The following is a 21,597-nucleotide window of genomic DNA, read 5'->3' as shown; positions in this document are numbered from 1 at the left end:
AACGATCGGCGGAACGGATCGATAGCCAGACAACAATCTGTTCGATAAACGAACACTCAGTCGATTATCGGATTGTTTGGTGATTTTCCCAGGCTTACTCTTCAGTGACTCCGGCGCTGAACCTCGCGCCTTTTTCTTCCACTGTCGGTTCACAACAAAACGGGAGCCTGCCCCATGGCTGAAATCCTTTCGCTGCATGACGCGGTGAAGCAATTCGTCAACGACGGCGATACCGTCGCGCTCGAAGGCTTCACTCACCTGATTCCGACGGCGGCGGGTCATGAAATCATTCGCCAGGGCAAGAAAGATCTGACCCTGGTGCGGATGACGCCTGACTTGATCTACGACCAGTTGATCGGTGCCGGTTGTGCTCGCAAGCTGATTTTCTCCTGGGGCGGCAACCCCGGCGTGGGTTCGCTGCACCGACTGCGTGACGCCGTCGAGAAGCAGTGGCCGCATCCACTGGAAATCGAAGAGCACAGCCACGCCGATCTGGCGAATGCCTACGTTGCTGGCGCCTCCGGCCTACCTTTCGCAGTGTTGCGGGCCTACGCCGGTTCCGACCTGCCGAAGGTCAATCCGCTGATCAAGACCGTGACCTGCCCATTCACCGGCGAAGTGCTGGCCGCCGTGCCTTCGGTGCGTCCGGACATCACCGTGATTCACGCGCAGAAGGCCGACCGCAAGGGCAACGTGCTGCTGTGGGGCATTCTCGGCGTACAGAAAGAAGCGGCGCTGGCGGCCAAGCGCTGCATCGTCACCGTTGAAGAAATTGTCGACGACCTCAACGCGCCGATGAATTCCTGCGTGCTGCCAACCTGGGCCTTGAGCGCGGTCTGTCATGTGCCTGGCGGCGCGCATCCGTCCTACGCCCACGGTTACAACGAGCGCGATAACCGTTTCTACCAGGCCTGGGACCCGATTGCTCGGGACCGCGACACCTTCACCGCGTGGATCAACGAGTACATCCACGGTTGCGCTGACTTCAGCGAGTTCCAGGCCAAGCTGGCCGCTGCTTCGGAGGCCAAGTAATGACCTACACCACCAATGAAATGATGACCGTCGCCGCCGCCCGCCGCTTGAAGAACGGTTCGGTGTGCTTCGTCGGCATCGGCCTGCCGTCGAAAGCGGCCAACCTGGCGCGGCTGACGTCCTCGCCAGATGTCGTCCTGATCTACGAATCGGGTCCGATTGGTGCCAAGCCGAGCGTACTGCCGCTGTCGATTGGTGACGGCGAACTGGCGGAAACCGCCGACACTGTCGTGCCGACCGGTGAGATTTTTCGCTATTGGTTGCAGGGCGGACGCATCGATGTCGGTTTTCTCGGGGCGGCGCAGGTCGACCGCTTCGGCAACATCAACACCACCGTCGTCGGCGATTATCACCAGCCGAAAGTTCGCCTGCCGGGTGCCGGTGGCGCACCGGAGATTGCCGGCTCCGCGAAGAGCGTGTTGATCATCCTTAAACAGTCGGCGCGTTCCTTTGTCGACAAACTCGACTTCATTACCTCGGTCGGCCATGGCGAGGGCGGTGATTCGCGCAAGCGTCTGGGCCTGCCGGGCGCCGGGCCGGTCGGCATCATTACTGACCTGTGCATCATGGAACCGGAAGCCGACACCCATGAATTCGTGGTCACCGCGCTGCATCCCGGCGTGACCCGCGAGCAAGTGGTCGCCGCCACCGGTTGGGCGATTCGTTTTGCTGAAAATGTAGAAAATACCGCCGAGCCAACCGACGTCGAGCTGACGGCATTAAGGGATCTGGAAGCCCGCACCGCTGCCGCCCACGGCCAAGCCCCCGGAGAAGCCTAATGCGTGACGTTTATATCTGCGACGCGATTCGCACCCCCATTGGCCGTTTCGGCGGTGGTCTGTCGGCGGTGCGTGCCGATGACCTGGCCGCCGTGCCGATCAAGGCGCTGATGGAACGCAACCCCTCGGTGGACTGGAGCGCAGTGGACGAGGTGTTCCTCGGTTGCGCCAACCAGGCCGGCGAAGACAACCGCAACGTCGCGCGCATGGCGCTGTTGCTGGCGGGGCTGCCGGAAAGCATTCCCGGCGTCACCCTCAATCGTCTCTGCGCGTCGGGCATGGACGCCATCGGCACCGCGTTCCGCGCCATTGCCAGCGGCGAGATGGAGCTGGCGATTGCCGGCGGCGTCGAGTCGATGTCCCGCGCGCCGTTCGTGATGGGCAAGGCTGACGCCGCGTTCTCGCGCAACATGAAACTGGAAGACACCACCATTGGCTGGCGCTTTATCAACCCGTTGATGAAAGCCCAGTACGGCGTCGATGCGATGCCGCAGACCGCCGACAACGTGGCTGACGATTACGAAGTGTCCCGCGAGGATCAGGACGCTTTCGCCCTGCGTAGCCAGCAGCGCACGGCCGCCGCGCAAGCCGCAGGATTCTTCGCTGAAGAAATCGTAGAAGTGCGGATTGCCCACAAGAAAGGGGAAACAATCGTCACTCAGGACGAACATCCTCGTGCTGATACCACGCTGGAAACACTGGCCAAACTGAAACCGGTCAATGGCCCGGACAAAACTGTCACTGCCGGTAATGCCTCGGGTGTAAACGATGGCGCGGCTGCACTGATCCTTGCGTCTGCCGAAGCGGTGAAGAAACACGGCCTGACCGCCCGCGCCAAAGTGCTCGGCATGGCGAGTGCCGGTGTTGCCCCTCGGGTGATGGGCATCGGCCCGGTGCCAGCGGTACGCAAACTCACCGAGCGCCTCGGCCTGGCCGTCAGCGATTTCGATGTGATCGAGCTCAACGAAGCCTTCGCCAGCCAAGGCTTGGCGGTGTTGCGTGAACTGGGGTTGGCGGACGACTCGGCCCAGGTCAATCCGAACGGCGGCGCGATTGCCTTGGGCCATCCGTTGGGCATGAGCGGCGCGCGCCTGGTGCTGACCGCGCTGCATCAACTGGAAAAGACCGGTGGCAAGAAAGGTCTGGCGACCATGTGCGTCGGCGTCGGCCAGGGTCTGGCCCTGGCGATCGAACGCGTCTGACAGCCGCCGACTAATAAGAACAGAGGAAAAGCGAAATGACTGACAAGCCTGGTTACCGTCGTCCGAAGGAAGGCACTCAGCCGGAATACCTGCACCCGACCTATCAATCCACCAACCGTCGCGCGCCGTCCAAGCCTTTGGTGTTTTTGCCCCATTCGCTGTCGGAAATCACCGGCCCGACCATCGGCGCCGAGCACATCAACCCGCAGGACAACGACCTGACCGCCCAGCACACCGGCGAGCCACAGGGCGAACGCATCATCATCCATGGCCGCGTGCTCGATGAAGACGGCTTGCCGGTGCCGGGGATTCTGGTGGAAATCTGGCAGGCCAACGCCGCCGGGCGCTACAACCATGCCCGCGATCTGCACGATGCGCCGCTGGACCCGAACTTCACCGGCACCGGCCGCACCGTGACCGACGCCGATGGCTGGTATCAATTCCAGACCATCAAGCCCGGCGCCTACCCGTGGGGCAACCACCACAACGCCTGGCGCCCGGCGCACATCCATTTCTCGTTGTTCGGGCCGAGCATCCTGACGCGGCTGGTGACCCAGATGTATTTCCCGGGCGACCCGTTGCTGGCTTACGACCCGATCTACAACTGCGTGCCCGATACCCGCGCCAAAGAGCGTTTGATCGCTAGTTTCGACCTGGAAAAAACCATCCCTTCCTATGCCCTCGGTTATCGCTGGGACATCGTCTTGCGCGGCCGCGAAGCCACGCCGATGGAGAAATAAGATGACGCTGAATGCGACCACGTCCCACACCGTCGGGCCGTATTACCACATCGGCCTGACCTGGCTGAACCGCGAAGACCTGACCGTCGAGCAAACCCTGGGCCAGCGCGTGGCGATCACCGGGCAAGTGATCGACGGCAATGGCGATGTGGTGAACGACGCCATGCTGGAAGTCTGGCAGGCCAACGCCGCCGGCAAGTATGACCACCCCGAAGACGATCAGGACAAACCCCTGGACCCGAACTTCGAAGGGTTTGGCCGGGTGCCGGTGGATGGGGAAGGACGGTTCCGCTTTACCACGATCAAGCCCGGTACGGTGCAAGGCCTGAACGGCACGACCCAGGCGCCGCATCTGGTGGTGCTGGTGTTTGCGCGCGGGTTGGTGAAGCACTTGCTGACGCGGATTTACTTTGATGGTGAGCCGACGAATGTGGCGGATCCGCTGTTGGAGTGCGTGCCGGCCGAGCGTCGCAGCACGCTGCTGGCCAAGGTGGATGCGTCGGGTGTTTATCAGTGGAATGTGATTTTGCAGGGGACTGATGCGGAGACGGTGTTCTTCGATTACTGACTTCAACCTGATCGTTCCCATGCTCTGCGTGGGAATGCCGCCATGGACGCTCTGCGTCCACTGTGACGCAGAGCGTCAGGGGATGCATTCCCACGGGGACCGAGGGAACGATCCGTGAAGACTGCATCTGTGGAACGGGACTGTTGCAAAGTGTGTCTAGACTCTCACTGTCCCCATTGAGTGAAAAACAATGACAACGACTACCACTGCTACCGAACACTACACCGGGGAAGAGCGCAGCAAGCGCATCTTCGCCATTGTCGGCGCCTCGTCCGGCAACCTGGTCGAGTGGTTCGACTTTTACGTGTATGCCTTCTGCGCCATCTATTTCGCCCCGGCGTTTTTCCCGTCCGACAACCCTACGGTGCAGTTGGTCAACACCGCCGGCGTGTTCGCCGCCGGGTTTCTGATGCGGCCCATTGGTGGCTGGATTTTCGGCCGGGTGGCGGACAAGCACGGGCGCAAGAATTCGATGCTGATTTCGATTCTGATGATGTGCTTCGGCTCGCTGCTCATCGCCTGCCTGCCGACCTACAAGGACATCGGCGTCTGGGCGCCGATCATGCTGCTGTTCGCGCGCCTGCTCCAGGGCCTGTCGGTAGGCGGCGAGTACGGCACCACCGCGACCTACATGAGCGAAGTCGCGCTCAAGGGCCAGCGCGGTTTCTTCGCCTCGTTCCAGTACGTGACGCTGATTGGCGGGCAATTGCTCGCGGTGTCGCTGGTGGTGATCCTGCAACAGTTCCTCACCGAAGATGACTTGCGCGCCTACGGCTGGCGGATCCCCTTTGTGGTCGGTGCAGTGGCGGCGCTGATCTCGCTGTTCCTGCGTCGCTCTCTCAAGGAAACCACCAGCAAGGAAATGCGCGAAAACAAGGACGCCGGGAGCATCATGGCGCTGTTTCGCGACCATAAAGCCGCGTTCATCACCGTGCTCGGCTACACCGCCGGCGGCTCGCTGATTTTCTACACCTTCACCACGTACATGCAGAAATACCTGGTGAACACCGCCGGCATGCACGCCAAGACCGCCAGCTACATCATGACTGGCGCGCTGTTCCTTTATATGTGCATGCAGCCGTTGTTCGGCATGCTCGCGGACAAGATCGGCCGGCGTAACTCGATGCTCTGGTTCGGCGCCCTCGGCACGCTGTTCACCGTGCCGATCCTGCTCAGTCTGAAAAGCGTCAGCAGTCCATTCCTGGCCTTTGTGCTGATTACCGTGGCGCTGGCGATCGTCAGTTTCTACACCTCGATCAGCGGCCTGGTAAAAGCCGAGATGTTCCCGCCGGAAGTGCGCGCATTGGGCGTCGGCCTGGCGTACGCGGTGGCGAATGCGATCTTCGGCGGTTCGGCGGAATACGTGGCCCTGAGCCTGAAAGCCGTGGGCATGGAAAACTCCTTCTACTGGTACGTCACGGTGATGATGGCGGTGGCGTTCCTGTTCAGCCTGCGCCTGCCCAAACAAGCGAAGTATTTGCACCACGACCTTTGATCCATACGCGTGGGCCCGTTCGGCCCACGCTTGCAGGGACTTTTTATGAACCAGCGACCGAACAATCAATTGTTCGATGCCTATTTCACTGCCCGCGATATGCGTGAGGTGTTCTGCGATCAGGGCCGGGTCCAGGCCATGCTCGATTTCGAAGCAGCGCTGGCCCGGGCCGAAGCGCGGGTCGGGTTGATCCCGCAGACTGCTGTCGCGCCTATCGAAGCGGCCTGTCAGGCCGGGCATTACGATTTCGCCGCCCTCGGTGAAGCGATTGCCACGGCGGGGAACTCGGCGATTCCGTTGGTTAAGGCCTTGGGCAAGCAGATCGCTGCGAACGATGCCGAGGCCGAGCGTTACGTACACTTGGGCGCGACCAGTCAGGACGTGATGGATTCAGGACTGGTGCTGCAATTGCGCCAGGCCCTGGCGTTGATCGAAAGCGATCTGGCGCAACTCGGGGAAATCCTCGCGACCCAGGCCCGACGTTACGTCGCCACTCCGCTGGCCGGGCGCACTTGGTTGCAACACGCGACGCCGGTCACCCTCGGCATGAAGATCGCCGGTTGGCTGGGGGCGGTGACCCGCAGTCGTCAGCGGCTGTGCGAATTAAAACCGCGATTGCTGGTGCTGCAATTCGGCGGCGCCTCCGGGACTCTCGCGGCCCTTGGCGAACAGGCGATGCCGATTGCCACAGCCTTGGCCGAAGAGCTGCAATTGAGCTTGCCGGAGCAACCCTGGCACACCCAGCGTGATCGCCTCGTGGAGTTCGGCGCGGTACTCGGACTGATCGCCGGCAGCCTCGGCAAACTCGGCCGCGACATCAGCCTGTTGATGCAGACCGAGGCTGGCGAAGTGTTCGAACCGTCGGCGCCAGGGAAGGGCGGTTCTTCGACCATGCCGCACAAGCGCAACCCCGTCGGCGCGGCAGTATTGATCGGCGCGGCGACGCGGGTGCCGGGTTTGCTCTCGACCCTGTTCAGCGCCATGCCGCAAGAGCACGAACGCAGCCTGGGCCTGTGGCATGCCGAGTGGGAAACCCTGCCGGAGGTTTGCTGCCTGGTGTCCGGCAGCCTGCGGCAAGCACTGTTGGTGGCGGATGGCCTGGAAGTGGACGCCGAGCGCATGGCGCGCAACCTCGACTTGACTCAAGGTCTGGTGCTGGCGGAAGCGGTGAGCATCGTCCTCGCGCAACGGGTCGGTCGCGAGACTGCGCATCATCTGCTGGAACAGTGCTGCAAACGCGCGGTGGCCGAGCAACGGCATCTGCGCGCCGTCCTCGGCGATGAGTCGCAAGTGACGGCGCAGCTGTCGGACGCTGAACTGGATCAACTGCTGGACCCTGCCCACTACCTCGGCCAGGCCCATACCTGGGTCGAGCGCGCGGTGGCTGATCATATTGCGTTGACTGCCTGAAGGAGGCTGCCGTGGCATTCGTACAACTCGCCGAGGGCGAACTACACTATCAAATTCAAGGGCCGCAACTCGATGGCCCGGACGATGCGCCGGTGCTGGTGCTGTCCAACTCGTTGGGCACCGACCTGCACATGTGGGACGCGCAGATGGCGGCGTTCAGCGAGCATTTCCGGGTGCTGCGTTTTGATACCCGTGGTCATGGCCAGTCGCTGGTCACACCGGGGCCATACAGCATTGAACAATTGGGCCGCGACGTACTGGCGTTGCTGGATGCCTTGCACATCGAGCGCGCGCATTTCTGTGGCCTGTCCATGGGCGGCTTGATCGGCCAATGGCTGGGGATCAATGCTGGCGAGCGGCTGCACAAACTGATCGTGTGCAACACCGCGGCGAAGATCGGCGATCCGTCGGTGTGGAACCCGCGAATCGAAACCGTGCTGCGGGACGGTCCGGCGGCCATGGTCGCCTTGCGTGATGCGTCGATTGCACGCTGGTTTACTGCGGACTTTGCCGAAGCCCATCCAGCGGCGGCGAAGAAGATCACCGACATGCTCGCCGCCTCATCGCCTGAAGGTTACGCGGCCAATTGCGCGGCCGTGCGTGATGCCGATTTCCGTGAGCAATTGTCCTCGATCAAGGTGCCGCTGCTGGTGATCGCCGGCACCGAAGACGCCGTCACGCCGCCATCCGGCGGGCACTTTATCCAGCAACACGTGCCGGGCGCCGAGTACGCCGAGTTCTATGCCGCGCACCTGTCCAACGTTCAGGCCGGCGCCGCGTTCAGCGAGCGGGTGCTGGCGTTTTTGTCGAAGCCTTGAGGGGAATTGCTGTGGACGAGAAACAACGTTACGACGCGGGCCTGGAAGTTCGCCGCGCAGTCCTCGGCGACGCCCATGTCGACCGCAGCCTGAACGCGCTGACCGAGTTCAACTCGGAGTTCCAGGAAATGATCACCCGCCACGCCTGGGGCGACATCTGGACCCGCCCGGGCCTGCCGCGTCACACCCGCAGCCTGATCACCATCGCCATGCTGATCGGCATGAACCGCAACGAAGAACTCAAGTTGCACCTGCACGCCGCCGCCAATAACGGCGTGACCCGTGGCGAGATCAAGGAAGTGATCATGCAGAGCGCGATCTATTGCGGGATTCCAGCGGCGAATGCGACGTTCCATCTGGCGGAGTCGGTGTGGGATGAGTTGGGGGTTGAGTCGCGGGGCTAGCGTGAAAGTCTCAAAAAAGATCGCAACCTTCGGCAGCACGCGCGTAGGCGCTGCCGAAGGCTGCGATCCTTTGATTTTTTACACCGTCGCCACAATGAATATCCGCTTGAACGGAAACAACGTGCGCCCATCTGTTTCCGGCGGGTAATGCCTATGCACGCGCATCAGGTAGTGATAAATGAATCGCGCCTGTTCCTCAGGTTTCAATCCCTGCATCACCGGGCGCAACGCCGAGACCTTGACCCAGTCATAGATCGGCGACTTGCCGTCCACCACCTGCAGCTGCTCGGTTTCCCAGATATCCAGCGTTCGGGTGATTGGCGCGAGCAGCCGGTAATACTCTTCCAGCGATAACAGCGGTCGGGCGGCCATCCTTTGGTGCAAGGCTGGCGTTCCCAGCGGTGTGCCGCCAGGACCTGCATCCTTAAGGGTGTCGAGCATCAGGCGATACCACAACGCATCGCGCCAGTCAGGCATGTGCGCCGCGAGGCAACCGCCGGGGTTGAGTTGTTGCAGAAGGCGCGGCAGCAACTGCTCGTGGCCATCAATGAAATGCAATACAGCAGCGGCGAACAGCAGGTCGGCCGGTTGCTCGGGCTGCCAGTCCAGCACATCGCAGTGTTTCCACAAGGCCCTGATGGGCAGGCCGCGGGCTTCGGCGAGCATTTGTTCCGAGCTGTCCACGCCCATCAATCGGGCCCGGGGCCAGCGCTTGGCAAGAAGTTGAGTGGCGATGCCTGTGCCGCAGCCCAGATCATAGATGTGTCTGGGGTGTTCGAGGTCGACCCGGTCGAGCAATTCGTTGACCGGTCGTTGCCTGAGGCGGGAAAACTGCTGGTAGGCCTTGGCGTCCCAAGCAGTATTGCCGGGTACGGGGGTGAGACGGGTGATCATGAGGTGGTCCTCCGGTGATCAGCGGTGTCTTCCGATGACAGCCTGGCTCAAGTCCTGGGGACCAACATCAACAGATAACGGAAGCGGGAGGGTGGAAAAGTGCCTGAGTCCTGTCAGGTTTTTTCACTGTAATCGAAGGGCGGCGAAGTGCCACTTGGGCTGACGGGTGGCAGGGAGACCGCATTATCGTTTTTCGCGGGCAAGCCTCGCTCCTACGCGAACGGTGTAGGAGCGAGGCTTGCCCGCGAAGGCGTCATCGAGCCTTACAACAAACTGATCGGGTAGCTGACGATCAAGCGGTTCTCATCAAACTCGTTGTTGTTGAAGTCTCGGCGCATGGTCGAGTTGCGCCATTTGACGTTCAAATCCTTGAGCGTACCGCTTTGCACGGTGTAGCCGAGCTCGCTCTCGCGGCCCCATTCCTTACCGTTGGTGATGGTGCCGGTGTGCACGTTGTCGCCGCTGATGTAGCGGTTCATCAGGGTCAGGCCGGGGATGCCGAGGGCGACGAAGTTGTAGTCGTGGCGCAACTGCCAGGAGCGTTCCTGGGCGTTGTCGTAGCTGTTGTTGTAACTGTCGTTGGCCAACGTGCCGCCACTGGTGCCGTTGACGCGCATCCAGGCGCTGTCGCCGGTGAGTTTTTGCAGGCCGACGTAGAAGGTGTTGCCGCCGTACTTGGCCGAGAACATCCCTGACCAGGTCTTGTTGTCCAGCTCGCCGGCCCGGGCGCTGCCGTCGTCCTTACCGTAGAAGAAGCCGAGGTTGGCGCCCAGAGTCCAGTCGCCGATGGGCTGGGAGTGGATCAGATTGACGAACTGCTGGCTGTAGATGTCCTTGAGTTCGGCGTTCCACAGGCCGATCTGCGTGCGCTTGTCGTTGAAGGTGTATTCGCCGCCCTGGAAGTTGAAACGGTCCGAGGTGAACGCCGCTTTGCCGACCATCGACAGGTCGCTCATGCTGCTGTCGTCCCGCGGGCTGTTGGCGCGGAACTGGCCGCCGTAGAGCGTCAGGCCGTCGATTTCCTTCGAGGTGATCTGTCCGCCACGGAAGGTTTGCGGCAAGGAGCGGCCGTCATCCGAACGCAGGATCGGCAGCACCGGCATCCATTCGCCGACCTTCACTTCGGTCTGGGACAGCCTGGCCTTGAACGCCACGTTAGTGCGGCCAAAGTTGTCCGCCGGACGCCCGTCGTGGTCCAGCGGTAGCAACTGCGTCCCGCCCGTACCTTTACCGCCGTCGAGCTTCACCGAGTACAACCCCAGCACGTCCATGCCGAACCCGACCGTGCCTTGGGTAAACCCGGACTTGGCGTCGAGGATGAAGCTTTGCGTCCACTCCTCAGCCTTGCCCTGGGCCTTGGTCGGGTTGGTGAAGTTGCGGTTGATGTAGAAATTGCGCAGGTTCAGGTTGACCTTGGCCCCCTCGGCAAACCCCGACTCTTCGGCTGCGGCGGGTAGGGCGCTGCCCGCCAGTGCGGCGGCGATGAGGCTGGGAAACAGGTACTGCGCGGTGGAAGGCTTCATGGGCTCGGGTCTCTCTAATTGTTAGGGGTGAAACGGGGCGCTGCCGCAACCTGGGGGTGCAGACACAAGATTCGAAATCGGGGTTGAATCGGGAGAAAAATCAGCCGGACAGAGCAGGGCGTGGGGGCATGGTGTAGAACCTGTTGTTATTGGTTTTGTGGAGCGAATGGTGCGGGGGATTAGCGGAGGGATTCAATCGTGGAAAGCGGGTTTTGGGCGATTATCGAACGGCAAAGATCAGAAGACAAAATCAAAAGACGAAGATCAAAAGATCGCAGCCTTCGGCAGCTCCTACGAGCCTGTGGGCGCTGCCGAAGGCTGCGATCTTTTGATTTTGCTTTCCAGAAGCCAACAAAAAGCCCACCAATCGGTGGGCTTCTTGTGTTTCAAGGCGCTATCAGAACAACTTCAACTTCGGCGCTTCTTCTTTCAACGGTTCGTTCTTCGCCGTCTGTTCATTCCAGCCACCGCCCAGCGCCTTGTACAGATTGACGGCGCTGTTCAACTGCGCCAAACGGTCGGTGATCAGCGTCTGTTGGGCGCTGAACAGCTGGCGTTGGGCGTCGAGGAAGGTCAGGTTGCTGTCGACACCAATGCGGTAGCGACGCTCGGCCAGACGGTAGTAGTCCTGGTTGGCGGCGACGAAATCGCGCTGGGCTTGCAACTGCTCGGTGTAGGTCTGGCGGGCGGCCAGGCCGTCGGCGACTTCCTGGAAGGCCGTTTGAATGGACTTCTCGTAGTTCGCCACGCCGATGTCTTTCTGGATTTTCGAGTAATCCAGGCTGGCGCGCAGGCTGCCGGCGTTGAAGATCGGCAGGTTGATCTGCGGCGAGAACAGCCAGGTCCCCGAACCACCCTTGAACAGACCGGACAGGTCCGGGCTCAGGGTGCCGGCATTGGCGGTCAGGCTGATGCTTGGGAAGAACGCCGCTCGTGCCGCGCCGATGTTGGCGTTGGCGGCCTTCAGGTTGTATTCGGCCTGAAGGATGTCCGGGCGACGTTGCAGCAAGTCCGACGGCAGGCCCGGCGGTACATCGCTCAGCAGGTCGTCAGACAGTGGCTTGGCGGCTTGCAGGTTGGCCGGGACACCGGTGCCGAGCAGCAGCACCAGACTGTTTTCGTCCTGGGCAACTTGACGGGTGTACTTGGCCAGTTGCGCCCGGGCGTTTTCCACCGAGGTGCGCGACTGGGCCAGGTCCAGGGCCGAGGCGACACCGACTTCGTTGCTGCGCGAGGTGAGCTTGTAGCTCTCCTCGAAGGCGCCGAGGGTGTCCTGGGTCAGTTTCAGCAGTTCCTTGTCGGCCTGCCAGGTCAGGTAGGCGTTGGCCACGCTGGCCACCAGGCTGATCTGCGTGCTGCGCCGTGCTTCTTCGGTGGCGAAGTACTTTTGCAGGGCTTCTTCGCTCAGGCTGCGCACTCGACCGAACAGGTCGAGTTCATAAGCGCTGATGCCGACCGTGGCCGAGTAGGAGCTGGAGATGGCCGATTCGCCGGTCTGCGAGGCCCGAGCCGGAACACGCTGGCGGCTACCGGTGCCATTGGCCGAAATGGCCGGGTACAGATCGGCACGCTGGATGCGGTACTGCGCCGCGAAGGCGTCGATGTTCAGCGCCGCGACACGCAGGTCGCGGTTGTTTTCCAGGGCGACCTGGATCATCTGTTGCAGCGCCGGGTCATGGAAAAACTGCTTCCAGCCCTGCTCGGCGGCAGCCTGGCTCGGCGCCTGGGCCGGCGAATACGCCGGCCCCTGCGGGAATTGACCTGCCACCGGTGCTGCCGGCTGCTGATAGTCAGGAATCAGCGAGCAGCCACCGAGCACGAAGGCGGCAACAGCTAGGGAGAGTAGCGACTTGCTCATTGGCCAGCCTCTTTAGGATTTTCAATAGCGTCATCCTGATCAGCTTTTTTGCGCTGGCCGATGGACGACACGGTGACGAAGAACAGTGGGACCCAGAAGATCGCCAGGACCGTGGCGGTGATCATACCGCCAATTACCCCGGTACCGATCGCGTGCTGACTGCCCGAACCGGCGCCGGTGGAGATGGCCAGCGGAACCACACCGAGGACGAAGGCCAGCGACGTCATGATGATCGGTCGCAGACGCATGCGGCAGGCCTCGATGGCCGCGTCGCGCAGGCTGCGTCCTTGCTCGTGCAAGTCCTTGGCGAACTCGACGATCAGAATGGCGTTTTTCGATGCCAGACCGATGGTTGTCAACAGGCCCACCTGGAAGTACACGTCGTTGGACAGCCCTCGCAGGCTGGTGGCCATCAACGCACCGATGATCCCCAGCGGCACCACGAGCATGACCGCGATCGGAATCGACCAGCTTTCATACAAGGCCGCCAGACACAGGAACACCATCAGCAGCGACAGGGCGTAAAGCGCTGGTGCCTGGGAGCCGGACAAGCGTTCTTCGTACGACAGGCCGGTCCAGGAAATACCGACACCTGCCGGAAGTTTCTTGGCAAGTGCTTCGACTTCGGCCATCGCTTCACCGGTGGAGTAGCCCGGCGCCGGAGCCCCGAGGATTTCCATCGCTTCCACGCCGTTGTAACGAGCCAGTTTCGGCGAACCGTACACCCACTCGCCCTTGGCGAAGGCGGAGAACGGCACCATGGTGCCCGCGCTGTTGCGCACATACCACTTCTTCAAGTCTTCCGGGCTCATGCGCGAGCCTGGCTGGCCTTGGACGTAAACCTTCTTCACCCGACCACGGTCGATAAAGTCGTTCACGTAGCTACTACCGAAGGAGATCGACAGCGTGCTGTTGATGTCGGCAAGGGTCAGGCCCAGGGCGCTGGCTTTCTCGTCGTCGATTTCCAGCTGGTATTGCGGCTCGTCGTTCAGGCCGTTCGGACGCACCTGGTACAGCACCTTGCTCTGTGCCGCCATGCCGAGGAACTGGTTACGCGCAGCCATCAGCTTGTCGTGACCGATACCGGCACGGTCTTGCAGGAACACGTCGAAACCGGTGGCGTTACCCAATTCCAGTACCGCCGGCGGTGCGAAGGCAAACACCATGGCATCGCGGAAGCTGAAGAAGTGCTGCTGGGCACGGCCTGCCAGGGCAAACACGCTGTTGTCGGCGTTACGCTCGCCCCACGGCTTGAGCATGATGAACGCCAGGCCGGAGCTCTGGCCACGACCGGCGAAGTTGAAGCCGTTCACGGTGAACACCGAGGCCACCGCGCTGGATTCTTTATCCAGCAGGTAGGAGCGCATCTCGTCGATCACCACTTGCGTGCGCTCGGCACTGGAACCGGCCGGGGTTTGCACCTGGGCGAACAGTACGCCCTGGTCTTCTTCCGGCAGGAACGCAGTCGGAATGCGGGTGAACAGCCAGATCATGCCGACGATGATCAACAGGTAAGCCAGCAGATACGGGATCTTGTGCTTGAGCATGTTGCCGACACCGCGCTCGTAGCTTCTGAGGCCACGGTCGAAGTTGCGGTTGAACCAGCCGAAGAAGCCGCGTTTAGGTGTGCCGTGCTCGCCTTTCGGAATCGCCTTGAGCATGGTGGCGCACAGCGCCGGGGTGAAGATCAGGGCAACCAATACCGACAGGGCCATGGCCGAGACGATGGTGATCGAGAACTGCTTGTAGATCACACCGGTGGAACCGCTGAAGAACGCCATCGGCAGCAGTACCGCCGACAGTACCAGCGCGATACCGACCAGCGCGCCCTGGATCTGCCCCATGGATTTCTTGGTGGCCTCCTTGGGCGACAGGCCTTCCTCGCTCATCACCCGCTCGACGTTTTCCACCACGACGATGGCATCGTCCACCAGCAAGCCGATGGCCAACACCATACCGAACATGGTCAGGGTGTTGATGCTGAAACCGAACGCGGCGAGGATCCCGAACGTACCGAGCAATACCACGGGCACGGTCATCGTGGTGATGATGGTGGCGCGGAAGTTTTGCAGGAACAGGAACATCACCAGGAACACCAGCACGATCGCTTCGACCAGGGTTTCAACCACACCCTTGATCGACTCGGTCACCACCGGAGTAGTGTCGTACGGGAACACCACTTCCATCCCTTGCGGGAAGAAGGGCTTGAGGTCATCGATGGTTTTACGCAGGGCCTTGGCGGTATCGAGGGCGTTGGCGCCGTTGGCCAGTTTCACCGCCAGACCGGAAGCCGGCTTGCCGTTGAACTGCGCCGCGATGCTGGAGTTTTCACCCCCCAGGCCGACATCGGCGACATCACCGATACGCACTTGCGAACCATCCTTGTTGACCTTCAGCAGGATCGCCTTGAACTGCTCGGCGGTCTGCAGGCGGGTCTTGCCGATGATCGTGGCGTTCAATTGCTGGCCAGGCAACGCAGGCAAGCCGCCCAGTTGACCGGAGGAGATTTGAACGTTCTGTGCCGAGATCGCGGCACTGACATCGGCCGGGGTCAGGTTGTAGTTGTTCAACTTGGCCGGGTCGATCCAGATCCGCATCGCGTACTGGGCACCGAAGACCTGGAAGTCACCGACACCGGCGGTCCGGGAGATCGGATCCTGCATGTTCGACACGATGTAGTTGGACAAGTCGTCCTTGGACATGCTGCCGTCTTGCGACACCACACCGATCACCAGCAGGAAGTTTTTCACTGCCTTGGTCACGCGGATCCCCTGTTGCTGCACTTCTTGCGGCAGCAGCGGGGTGGCCAGGTTCAGTTTGTTCTGGACCTGGACCTGCGCGGTATCGGAGTTGGTGCCCTGCTCGAAGGTTGCGGTAATGGTCATGCTGCCGTCGGAGTTACTTTCCGACGACACATAACGCAGGTTATCGATACCGTTGAGCTGTTGCTCGATGACCTGCACCACGGTGTCCTGCACGGTTTGTGCGGATGCGCCTGGGTAGGTCACCTGGATCGCAATGGCCGGAGGCGCAATGCTCGGGTATTGGTTGATCGGCAGTTTGAGGATCGATAGAGCCCCGACCAGCATGATCACCAGGGCAATTACCCAGGCGAAAATCGGACGGTCGATAAAAAATTTCGACATGGTTTACTCCCCTTTGCCGCTGTAAGCCTTGTCAGCTGTCTGAGCGGGGGCCGGGTTCTTTGCGCCAACGTTGGTGGCTTCGGTGGGCTTGACTTCGATGCCAGGCTTGACGAATTGCAGCCCTTCGGTGATCAGGCGATCGCCTGCCTTGAGACCGTCTTCGATCAACCATTGGCTACCGACGGTACGGCTGGCCTTGAGCTGACGCAGCTCGACCTTGTTGTCCGGGCCAACGACCAGTGCAGTCGGGGTGCCTTTGAGGTCGCGGGTCACGCCTTGTTGCGGCGCCAGGATCGCCGCGCTGTTCACACCGGATTGCAACTGGGCGTGAACGAACATGCCCGGCAGCAGGGTGTGATCAGGGTTAGGGAACACGGCGCGCAAGGTGACGGAACCGGTGGTCTGGTCAACCGAGACTTCGGAGAACTCCAGTTTGCCGTCCTGCTTGTACTGGCTGCCGTCTTCCAGGGTCAGCTTGACCGCGGCCGAGTTATCGCCGGCCTTTTGCAGGCGACCGCTTTCCAGCTCACGGCGCAGCTCAAGCAGCTCGACCGAAGACTGGGTGACGTCGACGTAGATCGGGTCCAGTTGCTGGATGACCGCCATCGCGTCGGTCTGGCCGCTGGTGACCAGCGCGCCTTCAGTCACCGAAGAGCGGCCGATACGACCGGTGATCGGTGCGTAGACCTTGGTGTAGCGCACGTTGATCTGGGCCGATTGCAGGGTCGCTTCCGACTGCAAGCGATTGGCCAGGGCCGTGTCGTATTCCTGGCGGCTGACCGCTTGCTCCTTGACCAGTTGCTGGTAACGATCGGAGATCGACTTGGTCTGTTGCAGGTTGGCCTGGGCGCTTTTCAGAGTGGCGTCATAGACCGACGGATCGATCTGATAGAGCTGCTGGCCAGCCTTGACGTCGCCGCCTTCCTTGAACAGGCGCTTGAGAATGATGCCGTTGACCTGTGGGCGAACTTCGGCGATGCGGTACGCACTGGTACGGCCCGGCAGTTCGGATGTCAGGGTAAAGGCTTGGGGTTGCAGGGTGACGACGCCGACCTGAGGGGCGGGAGCGGCAGGAGGTGCCTCTTCCTTTTTACATCCGCTGAGCAGCGATGCCAGGGCGACGGCAGTGACCAGGGCGGTAACAGCTGGCTTGAATTGCATGAAAATCCTCGGGTCAGGCGCGCAAAATGCGCACTAGAAAGGTGGAAGGGTAAAAAAGGTGCGCTGAGTGGATAAGTAGCTTGCTAAGGAATATACTTACGTTCATGGTTGTTTGTAAATACCTTGGCTGCGTACCCACTTCGTTACAAAAGCCGTTCAAGGGTTTGAATTGTAGGCCGGGGACGACGCCCAAGAGCGTTCGCCCCACTTTTATTCAGCGGCTGTTCAGACATCGCTGAAGCATCCTGATTGAGGTTGTACTGCCATGGTCCGTCGTACCAAAGAGGAAGCTCAAGAAACCCGTAGCCAGATTCTCGAAGCGGCAGAGAAAGCCTTTTATGAGAGGGGCGTGGCGCGCACGACACTGGCGGACATCGCCACCCTGGCCGGCGTGACTCGCGGGGCCATCTACTGGCATTTCAGCAACAAGGCGGATCTGGTGCAGGCCATGCTCGATACCTTGCATGAGCCGCTGGATGAAATGGCCAAGGCCAGCGAGAGCGAGCACGAACTCGATCCGCTGGGCTGCATGCGCAAGCTGCTGACTCATTTGTTTCAGCAAGTTGCCCTGGACCCGAAAACCCGACGCATCAACGAGATTCTGTTTCATAAGTGCGAATTCACCGATGAAATGTGTGATCTGCGCCAGCAGCGCCGTGCGGTCAGCCTTGACTGCAACGTGCGAATCGCCCTGGCCTTGAGTAATGCGGTGAATCGCGGACAGTTGCCGGAAGATCTCGACACGGCCCGCGCGGCGATCAGCCTGCATGCCTACATCGATGGCATCCTGTACCAATGGCTGCTGGCCCCCGACAGCTTTGAGCTGCACACCGAAGCCGAGCGCTGGGTCGATACCGGGTTGGACATGCTGCGCCTGAGCCCTAGCCTGCGCAAATGAAACAAAATGCGTAATTGGGGCCGTGCGTGTCAACACGCCAGGGGCAGAAGACTCTGTTTTCTTCACCTCCAGGCATGGTGTGCTTTTATATACGGACTAGTAGCAGGTTGATAGGTAGCGAGCTACGTATTTTGTAGGGAAATTGTTTCGTGCGTGTGAATGACTGTAAATAAGCCCGGATAAGCCCCCCAAGCCTGCAATCTTTGAATACTTTATGCAAAAAGCCCCGGCTCTTTCGAGTCGGGGCTTTGGCGTTTGCGCAGGAGCAACGTTTGCTCCTGGAAGCATCCTTACAGCGTTGGGTAGTCGATATAACCAACCGGACCCTTGGCATAGAACAACTCAGGTCGCGCTTCATTAAGCGGCGCATCCGCCTTCAACCGCGCCGGCAGATCCGGGTTGGCAATGAATGGCACGCCGAACGCGACCGCGTCGGCTTTACCGGTTGCCAGCCATTCGTTGGCGCTGTCCTTGGTAAAGCGTTCGTTGGCGATGTACGGGCCACCAAAGGCTTCTTTCAACTGTGGACCGAGGCTGTCGCCGGCTTCTTTCTCGCGGGAGCAAATGAACGCGATGCCACGTTTGCCCAGTTCACGAGCGACGTAAGTGAAGGTCTCGGACAAGTTGTCGTCGCCCATGTCATGGGAGTCGGCGCGGGGTGCCAGGTGCACACCAACACGGCCCGCGCCCCAGACTTCGATCGCGGCGTCGGTCACTTCCAGCAACAGGCGTGCACGGTTTTCCAGGGAGCCGCCGTAGTTGTCGGTGCGCTGGTTGGTGCTGCTTTGCAGGAACTGGTCGAGCAGGTAACCGTTGGCGCCGTGGATTTCCACGCCGTCGAAACCGGCCGCCTTGGCGTTTTCGGCACCGACGCGGTAAGCGTCAACGACGTCAGCGATTTCAGCGATTTCCAGCGCACGCGGCGTTGGGTAGTCGGCCAATGGGCGAACCAGGCTGACGTGACCTTTAGGCTGGATGGCGCTCGGTGCGACCGGTGCTTCACCGTTCAGGTACGACGGGTGGGAAACCCGGCCGACGTGCCACAGTTGCAGGACAATCTTGCCGCCGGCAGCGTGGACCGCCTTGGTCACGTTGGCCCAGCCACGCACTTGGTCGTTGGACCAGATGCCCGGGGTGTCCGGGTAGCCGACGCCCATCGGCGTGACCGAGGTGGCCTCGCTGAGGATCAGGCCGGCGGAGGCGCGTTGCACGTAGTACTCGGCCATCAGCGCGTTCGGCACACGGCCTTCGTCGGCGCGGCAGCGAGTCAGTGGCGCCATGATGATGCGGTTGGCCAACTCGAGGTCGCCCAGTTTGATTGGATCGAAAATAGTCGTCATTGAAATAGCTCTCTTTTGAAGATCAATTAGTAGTGGCAGGGGCCAGTTCGGGATCGCCGCTCTGACGGAAAGTAATCAGGGTCACCAGCAGGGCGAGCACTGCCAGTGCCGCCGCAGCGAGGGGCACGCTGGTCAGGCCGAAGCCGTGGGCGATAACGCTGCCGCCGACCCAGGCACCGAGTGCGTTGCCGACGTTGAAGGCGCCGATGTTCAGGGTCGAGACCAGGTTCGGTGCAGCCTTGCCGAAGGTCACCACGTTGATTTGCAGCGCAGGGACGGCGGCAAACGAAGCGGTGGCCCAGAGAAACAGGGTGATTTCAGTCGGGATCAGCGCGACGCTGGTCCAGGTCAGAACGGTGGACACCACGGCCATCGAGATGAAGACGCCGATCAGCGTGGCGGACAGGCGTTTGTCCGCCAGTTTGCCGCCGATGATGTTGCCGACCGTCAGGCCCAGGCCAATCAGCAGCAGGGTCCAGGTCACGCCTTTGGGCGAGACGCCGGTGACATCGCCGAGCAGCGGGGCGACGTAGGTGAAGAGGGTGAACATCGACGCGGCAAACAATGCAGTCATGGTCAGCGACAGCCAGATCCCGGCGCCTTTGAGGGCCCGCAGTTCGGCACGCATGTCGAGTTTCTCTTCATCGCGCTTGGCTGGAAGGAAGCGGATCAGACCGATCAGCGCAATGACACCGATCACAGTCACCGCCCAGAACGTCGAGCGCCAGCCGGCTTCCTGACCGAGCGCGGTGCCCAGCGGTACGCCGAGGACGTTGGCCAGGGTCAGGCCGGTAAACATCAGGGCCACGGCCGAAGCGCGTTTGTTGGCGGGCACCAGGCCGGCCGCCACCACTGAACCGATACCGAAGAACGCGCCGTGGCACAGGGCGGTGACCACGCGGGCAAACATCAGCACGTTGTAGTCACTGGCCATGGCGCAGAGCAGGTTGCCGACGATAAAAATCCCCATCAACGCTACCAGGGCGGCCTTGCGCGGCAATCGGGCGGTGGCCAGTGCCATGAACGGCGCACCGATGGCCACGCCCAGGGCGTAACCGGTCACCAGCCAACCGGCGCCGGGTATCGACACACCAAGATCCGCCGCCACATCGGGCAGCAAGCCCATGATGACGAACTCGGTGGTGCCGATGGCGAAGGCGCTCAGGGCCAGAATGAGTAGCGAGAGGGGCATGGATTAATTCCTGGTCGGAGCACTGAGCTCTTTGACGATGGCGTCGAGGGCCGCTTGAATCACGTCCTCGTTGCGTTTGAAGAAGTGCCATTGACCGGCTTTCTGGCTGCTGATCAGACCCGCACGTTGCAACGTTGCCAAATGCGCGGACACGGTCGACTGCGACAGGCCGCAGCGTTGATCGATCTGCCCGGCGCAAATGCCGTACTCGTGGTTGTGGATCTGTTCCGGAAACTGGACCTTGGGGTCTTTCAGCCAGATGAGAATGTCTCGGCGTACTGGGTGTGCCAGCGCTTTTATTATTTCGTCGAGGTCAAGGGTCATGGTGTGGGCTCGTAATGAGTAAAACGCTATATCGCGATGAGGCGAACTTTAAATCGTTGAATCGCGATATACCAATATGATTTCGATCTGATGACCGAGTAAATCGGTATATCGGGTTATAACGATACGTTGGGTGTAACGATATGAATGCGCAGTGCTAAGCTGCGCCCATGAATTATCTCGCACATCTGCACCTCGGTGGCCAGCGCCCCGGACAATGGCTCGGCAGCCTGTATGGCGATTTCGTCAAAGGGCGGCTGCAAGGGCAGTACGACCCGGAAATCGAAGCCGCCATCCAGCTGCATCGCAGCATCGACGTCTTTACCGACCGCCATCCGTTGGTGGACATCGCGTTGTCGCGGTTTTCCGTCACGCGTCGGCGTTATGCCGGGATCGTCCTCGACGTGTTTTTCGATCACTGCCTGGCGCGGGACTGGACGCTCTATTCCGATCAGCCGCTGACCCAATTCACTTCTGACGTTTACCGGGTGTTGTCCCGCGAGCCGCAGTTGCCGGAACGCCTGGCGCAAATTGCGCCGCACATGGTGGCCAATGACTGGTTGGGCTCTTACGAGGATTTCGAGGTGCTGGCACAGGTGCTGCGGGGGATTTCCCGACGCTTGACCAAGCCTGAGGAACTGGCCGGGGCGATGCAGGAATTGCGGGGGTTGTATGAGCCGTTGAGTGATGACTTTCGGTTGTTTTATCCACAGCTTCAGGATTTCGCCAATAACCGCTGACACCCATTACCTGTAGGAGCGAGGCTTGCCCGCGAAGGGGACGCCGCGGTGCAACTGATCCACCGCGTCATCG

At 61.1% G+C, this 21,597-nt stretch carries 19 protein-coding genes; 11 read left to right on the top strand and 8 right to left on the bottom strand.

Translation table 11 applies throughout. The annotated features are described in order from the left end of the window. Window positions 1-174: 174 nt before the first annotated feature. The 9 genes from HKK52_RS13735 to pcaC all read left to right on the top strand — a co-directional run bounded on the left by HKK52_RS13735 (window position 175) and on the right by pcaC (window position 8,448). The gene (locus HKK52_RS13735; protein ID WP_054046891.1) at window positions 175-1,032 is read left to right on the top strand and encodes a CoA transferase subunit A; all 858 of its coding nucleotides are present in this window, start codon (window positions 175-177) and stop codon (window positions 1,030-1,032) included. After that, a complete protein-coding gene (locus HKK52_RS13730; protein ID WP_169371271.1) occupies window positions 1,032-1,811 on the top strand; it encodes a CoA-transferase subunit beta in 780 nt (259 codons plus the stop codon). Before HKK52_RS13735 ends, HKK52_RS13730 begins: the two co-directional genes overlap by 1 nt. Beyond that, window positions 1,811-3,013, top strand: a complete 1,203-nt coding sequence (pcaF, locus tag HKK52_RS13725) for a 3-oxoadipyl-CoA thiolase (protein ID WP_169371270.1) — start codon at window positions 1,811-1,813, stop codon at window positions 3,011-3,013. Before HKK52_RS13730 ends, pcaF begins: the two co-directional genes overlap by 1 nt. Window positions 3,014-3,048: 35 nt before the next feature. Beyond that, entirely contained in the window at window positions 3,049-3,753 is a 705-nt protein-coding gene (gene pcaH / locus HKK52_RS13720) for a protocatechuate 3,4-dioxygenase subunit beta (protein WP_169371269.1), read from the top strand. A 1-nt stretch (window position 3,754) separates the two neighbouring features. Next, on the top strand, window positions 3,755-4,321 hold the full coding sequence (gene pcaG / locus HKK52_RS13715) for a protocatechuate 3,4-dioxygenase subunit alpha (RefSeq protein WP_169371268.1): 567 nt from the start codon (window positions 3,755-3,757) through the stop codon (window positions 4,319-4,321). Between the two features lie 190 nt (window positions 4,322-4,511). Beyond that, a complete protein-coding gene (locus HKK52_RS13710; RefSeq protein WP_169371267.1) occupies window positions 4,512-5,816 on the top strand; it encodes an MFS family transporter in 1,305 nt (434 codons plus the stop codon). 45 nt (window positions 5,817-5,861) lie between these two features. Continuing rightward, window positions 5,862-7,226 (top strand): 3-carboxy-cis,cis-muconate cycloisomerase, encoded by a 1,365-nt coding sequence (locus tag HKK52_RS13705; protein ID WP_169371266.1) that lies wholly within the window; start codon window positions 5,862-5,864, stop codon window positions 7,224-7,226. 11 nt (window positions 7,227-7,237) lie between these two features. Beyond that, a complete protein-coding gene (pcaD, locus tag HKK52_RS13700; RefSeq protein WP_169371265.1) occupies window positions 7,238-8,044 on the top strand; it encodes a 3-oxoadipate enol-lactonase in 807 nt (268 codons plus the stop codon). An 11-nt stretch (window positions 8,045-8,055) separates the two neighbouring features. Next, window positions 8,056-8,448 carry a 4-carboxymuconolactone decarboxylase gene (gene pcaC / locus HKK52_RS13695; protein ID WP_169371264.1) on the top strand — a complete coding sequence of 131 codons (393 nt, stop codon included), beginning with the start codon at window positions 8,056-8,058 and terminating at the stop codon, window positions 8,446-8,448. 78 nt (window positions 8,449-8,526) lie between these two features. Here pcaC and HKK52_RS13690 read toward each other — a convergent pair whose 3' ends face one another. The 5 genes from HKK52_RS13690 to emhA form a co-directional block, all read right to left on the bottom strand. Then, window positions 8,527-9,342 carry a methyltransferase domain-containing protein gene (locus HKK52_RS13690; protein ID WP_169371263.1) on the bottom strand — a complete coding sequence of 272 codons (816 nt, stop codon included), beginning with the start codon at window positions 9,340-9,342 and terminating at the stop codon, window positions 8,527-8,529. 263 nt (window positions 9,343-9,605) lie between these two features. After that, the gene (locus tag HKK52_RS13685; protein ID WP_169371262.1) at window positions 9,606-10,865 is read right to left on the bottom strand and encodes an OprD family porin; all 1,260 of its coding nucleotides are present in this window, start codon (window positions 10,863-10,865) and stop codon (window positions 9,606-9,608) included. Between the two features lie 397 nt (window positions 10,866-11,262). Next, window positions 11,263-12,723 carry an efflux RND transporter outer membrane subunit EmhC gene (emhC, locus tag HKK52_RS13680; protein ID WP_169371261.1) on the bottom strand — a complete coding sequence of 487 codons (1,461 nt, stop codon included), beginning with the start codon at window positions 12,721-12,723 and terminating at the stop codon, window positions 11,263-11,265. Next, window positions 12,720-15,869 carry an efflux RND transporter permease subunit EmhB gene (emhB, locus tag HKK52_RS13675; RefSeq protein ID WP_169371260.1) on the bottom strand — a complete coding sequence of 1,050 codons (3,150 nt, stop codon included), beginning with the start codon at window positions 15,867-15,869 and terminating at the stop codon, window positions 12,720-12,722. Before emhB ends, emhC begins: the two co-directional genes overlap by 4 nt. Window positions 15,870-15,872: 3 nt before the next feature. Then, window positions 15,873-17,030, bottom strand: coding sequence for an efflux RND transporter periplasmic adaptor subunit EmhA (gene emhA, locus HKK52_RS13670; RefSeq protein ID WP_169371259.1), 1,158 nt, complete (start codon window positions 17,028-17,030; stop codon window positions 15,873-15,875). 265 nt (window positions 17,031-17,295) lie between these two features. Here emhA and emhR point away from each other — a divergent pair, with 265 nt between their 5' ends. Continuing rightward, window positions 17,296-17,928, top strand: coding sequence for an efflux system transcriptional repressor EmhR (gene emhR / locus HKK52_RS13665; protein ID WP_169371258.1), 633 nt, complete (start codon window positions 17,296-17,298; stop codon window positions 17,926-17,928). 290 nt (window positions 17,929-18,218) lie between these two features. Here emhR and HKK52_RS13660 read toward each other — a convergent pair whose 3' ends face one another. The 3 genes from HKK52_RS13660 to HKK52_RS13650 are packed head-to-tail and all read right to left on the bottom strand — an operon-like array spanning window position 18,219 to window position 20,784. Next, window positions 18,219-19,268, bottom strand: a complete 1,050-nt coding sequence (locus HKK52_RS13660) for an alkene reductase (protein ID WP_169371257.1) — start codon at window positions 19,266-19,268, stop codon at window positions 18,219-18,221. A 22-nt stretch (window positions 19,269-19,290) separates the two neighbouring features. Continuing rightward, window positions 19,291-20,460, bottom strand: a complete 1,170-nt coding sequence (locus tag HKK52_RS13655; RefSeq protein WP_169371256.1) for an MFS transporter — start codon at window positions 20,458-20,460, stop codon at window positions 19,291-19,293. A gap of 3 nt (window positions 20,461-20,463) precedes the next feature. After that, the gene (locus tag HKK52_RS13650) at window positions 20,464-20,784 is read right to left on the bottom strand and encodes an ArsR/SmtB family transcription factor (RefSeq protein WP_054046859.1); all 321 of its coding nucleotides are present in this window, start codon (window positions 20,782-20,784) and stop codon (window positions 20,464-20,466) included. A 170-nt stretch (window positions 20,785-20,954) separates the two neighbouring features. Between HKK52_RS13650 and HKK52_RS13645 the strand changes: the two genes are divergently transcribed. After that, window positions 20,955-21,524, top strand: coding sequence for an acyl carrier protein phosphodiesterase (locus HKK52_RS13645; protein WP_169371255.1), 570 nt, complete (start codon window positions 20,955-20,957; stop codon window positions 21,522-21,524). The last annotated feature ends 73 nt before the right edge of the window (window positions 21,525-21,597 follow it).

The sequence above is a fragment of the Pseudomonas sp. ADAK2 genome, assembly GCF_012935755.1.
GTDB lineage: Bacteria > Pseudomonadota > Gammaproteobacteria > Pseudomonadales > Pseudomonadaceae > Aquipseudomonas.
Note: the sequence above shows the minus strand (reverse complement) of the source record. Positions and strands in the feature narration are given on the sequence as shown.